Genomic DNA, 3,261 nt, shown 5'->3' on the forward strand with positions numbered 1-3,261 from the left:
GAAACTACTCTACAAAACGCATTAAATTGAGAACAGATCGTCCTACTTAATATTTTGTTACATACTTAGGCATTTTCTTGCCGACTTACTTAAAACTTTGTTGAAAAGCTCAATGTTAACTTTTGGGAGAATCCAAAAGTATGTTTCTCCCGTTGACGGGTGTACAAAACCATATAACCATAGCCATTGATAGCGCCAATTTACGTTGGCTATGGGCTGCTCCCCATACCCTACCCAGACTCGCCGAATTATTGGCTTTAATCCCAGACGATGCTCATCCATTCCCCACACTTCTACTGCTGCTAATGGATGCTGCTGTTGAATTCGTTTAGCTTGCGCTCGCAGTTTTTTTTCCAAGCTTCTTGGACTTCAAGGTCAGCAAGGTCGTGTTCCGGTCTGGGTATTCGTAAGCGAAACTCCAACGAACGTAGATAGTCCCAACCCCTTTGTACGCTGACTGTACGCTAAGCGTAAATTACTCATCCACTCAGCAACTTTACGACTGTTCCATAATCCTCCATCAGCAGTTGGAGTTCGTAAAGTTTGCAAAAGTTGTGCTTGTTCCACAACAGAGAGTAAAGGTTGAGGACCCGGATGTTGATGATGTTTGTCTTTCAACCCATTAGCACCTAATTGATTGTAACGACGGACTAAGGAATGAAAATTTAATAACTTCACTCTCTACTCAATTGTCGGAACAGCACGGTAATTCCATTGTGGCAAATATTCATCAAAAATAATTTTCATTGTCTCCTTAAATCCCTCAGCTACTTTTCGACCAGTTTTATAAACTTTATCTAGTACATTTACTACCACAGAAAGTCCAGTTTTTGTGTGGTTTTTTTCCATGAGTTCTTTGACTAACTCAATGCTGGTAAAAATCAGGCGTTGCTGATTTAGGGTATGAAAGGCTAAATATGCAAGTCATAGAAACCAGTATTCACAAAAATTCGGGATTTTCAAGTGATTTTTTTCATACCCTGATTAAGCAACGCCAAAAATCACTCCTTGACAAGCTCTCGTTACATGAGGAAATAAGCGAGGCCCAATTGGATTGTACTTGGATGTATAGGGAGGATAATGTGCTATTCTAATTTCTATATTTAGCTCATTAACTAATTCTTGTAAGTCCGATTTAAAGATATAATGATTGGAATTCTTACTACCACCTCCATCACATTTAATCAAAATTGAATGGGCTTGAGGGTAGAGAGAGATTCCGTAATTTATCCACCATGATTTAATTGCTTCACAAGCAAATTCACTCGTATCTTTACTAATACCTAGGGTTAGATACCCTCGGTTATTTTGCACATCATAAATTCCATGAGGCACTATTTTTCCATCACCCAAACTGAAAAAGTCATGGTCAAGTGTGGTAACGGTTTCGGTAGTATACAGAGTTCCTGAGCGATATAAATTTCCAATAAATTCCTTTTTTTGGTATCCATACTAATGATAGGATTTCCCTGTAACTCATACTCTTCAGTGATTCTGGCAAGATTTTTAAATTGTTCGTTACGATTATTTGTTATTCCTGTTGTTTGTTTTTTTTGAGGTTGAAGTTATTACATATCCGTGCTTTTTTAATAATTTTTGAACAACCGTTACGCTGACTGTTATGCCATGAAATTTCAGACCTTCAACTATTTCTTGTTGAGTGAGATTAGTCCATTTAATTTTCTCATCCATTGGGCTGCCTGCTGTATAAATTTTTAAGACTTCTAAAAAAGTTTCATTCAAACCAGGTATGAGAGACTCGCTAGTTTTTCTTCCTCCTCCTTTTCGACGAATTCTGTGTTGATTAAAAGTAATGTCTGATTCACTTTTTAATTCCTTAATGCCTTTGGCTATTGTATTTCTGTCTGCTGCCAAAATTCGGGATATGTAACTAATTCCACCATCCCCAAGTTTTAGGGCTTCTATTGCTGCATATCTTCATCGCTCTTTTTCGGACAAAGATTGATAAAGTTTCCGCATCTGAGCAGTAATTTCAGAGGAGTAATACATAAATTTACCAACAAGAAAATGACTGAAACCAACCCACCAATTATTAGCAAAAGAAACAATGTGAACATCGACTAAGGATAACTTTTGACCATAAAAATGAAATGTCAAGTACATTGATATTCACTCATTTGTTTATTATACCTTGCTTGTGTTATTAAATTTTCATTCCTAAGCGGTATATCGAGTTACGGCAGTAACCTGTGACATCCGCGACATCTTTGGTAACTCGTCCAGTTGCTAAAAGCCAAATTATTTGGTAGCGCGTCCGTTCAATTGGGTCTGACGCTTGACGATAAAGTTTAGACAACGGGCGAGGAGGTTTGATGAGGCTCTAACTTGAGGCGTTTAGGCATGACTTGTCCTCGTTGCACTATTGACGCTCTTTCAGTATATCATTCCGGTGCAACCGGAATTGATATTATTACAAAAAATCGCATCGGCCGCTTTGCTGTTTTTTGTGCCGCGTCCTCAGTCAGCTCTTGAAAGTCCTAAGAAATACCCGGCCCCGAAATTTAGCATCGGTAACAAAGTCGCTGACCATTGGACTGACGAATTTAACCAGGACTTTATTGAGTACGGCGAAGTGCTTGGTATTTGCTGGTATCCTCGCGAACAAACTTGGGCTTACCTAATCAATTGGACAAGTGGGGAGATGCCGGATTCTTCCTACCCCTGTTTTGACGAGCATTTGACTGTTGGCGGTGATTTGAGGTTTGTCAGCCATGACTAAACCAACCGTCAGTTACCGTCGGATTGACAAGCTAAGGGCGCTCGCCTTTGACCGTGGGTTCACCAATGAAGACGCTAGACGATTCGGGAAGCTTTCAAAAACGGCTACATGGGAAGCACTACTAGAGCTGTACTTCGTTGACGGGGAATAGCTAGACACAGAAATAGACAAGTCACTAGACACAGACACAGCGCTACACAGTGTAAACACCCTTGACTGGACTAACGATGGCTCTTTCCCTGTGTGCGGTTTCACCCGCCAGAATTCCACCAACTTTTTAGACTGGGTTGATTTTGGGCAACTCATCGCACTTGTACTCGCGTCGGCGGGGGTGTTTGTGCTATGTCCATGTGGCGACACATCAACCCGTTGAATTTACTTCCCTCCCCAGTTCGCATCAACATTCAAATAGGGACAAAATTATGAGTTTACAACGGAGACTATCGGGACTTAAACAAATTTTAAGCCCAAACAAAGCCTAAACTGGCTTTATAAGCGGAGAATACGTCCCAATTTTGGTT

At 40.2% G+C, this 3,261-nt stretch carries 4 protein-coding genes and 2 pseudogenes; 2 read left to right on the forward strand and 4 right to left on the reverse strand.

What is annotated here, in order from left to right:
- Positions 1–140: 140 nt before the first annotated feature.
- Positions 141–332 (forward strand): hypothetical protein, encoded by a 192-nt coding sequence (locus QUA74_RS29390; protein WP_333336254.1) that lies wholly within the window; start codon positions 141–143, stop codon positions 330–332.
- On the opposite strand, the pseudogene QUA74_RS30000 reads toward QUA74_RS29390, so the two are convergent.
- The 4 genes and pseudogenes from QUA74_RS30000 to QUA74_RS29410 all read right to left on the reverse strand — a co-directional run.
- A pseudogene (locus QUA74_RS30000) lies at positions 303–449 on the reverse strand (winged helix-turn-helix domain-containing protein); the annotation flags it as partial. The gene QUA74_RS29390 and the pseudogene QUA74_RS30000 overlap by 30 nt on opposite strands.
- A gap of 232 nt (positions 450–681) precedes the next feature.
- On the reverse strand, positions 682–849 hold the full coding sequence (locus QUA74_RS29395; RefSeq protein ID WP_445302184.1) for an ISAzo13-like element transposase-related protein: 168 nt from the start codon (positions 847–849) through the stop codon (positions 682–684).
- Between the two features lie 135 nt (positions 850–984).
- A pseudogene (locus QUA74_RS29400) lies at positions 985–1,431 on the reverse strand (ISAzo13-like element transposase-related protein); the annotation flags it as partial.
- 93 nt (positions 1,432–1,524) lie between these two features.
- Positions 1,525–1,875, reverse strand: coding sequence for an ISAzo13-like element transposase-related protein (locus QUA74_RS29410; RefSeq protein ID WP_333336256.1), 351 nt, complete (start codon positions 1,873–1,875; stop codon positions 1,525–1,527).
- Between the two features lie 508 nt (positions 1,876–2,383).
- Between QUA74_RS29410 and QUA74_RS29415 the strand changes: the two genes are divergently transcribed.
- A complete protein-coding gene (locus tag QUA74_RS29415) occupies positions 2,384–2,740 on the forward strand; it encodes a hypothetical protein (RefSeq protein ID WP_333336258.1) in 357 nt (118 codons plus the stop codon).
- Positions 2,741–3,261: the final 521 nt, after the last annotated feature.

Source organism: Microcoleus sp. LAD1_D3 (genome assembly GCF_036702135.1).
GTDB lineage: Bacteria > Cyanobacteriota > Cyanobacteriia > Cyanobacteriales > Microcoleaceae > Microcoleus.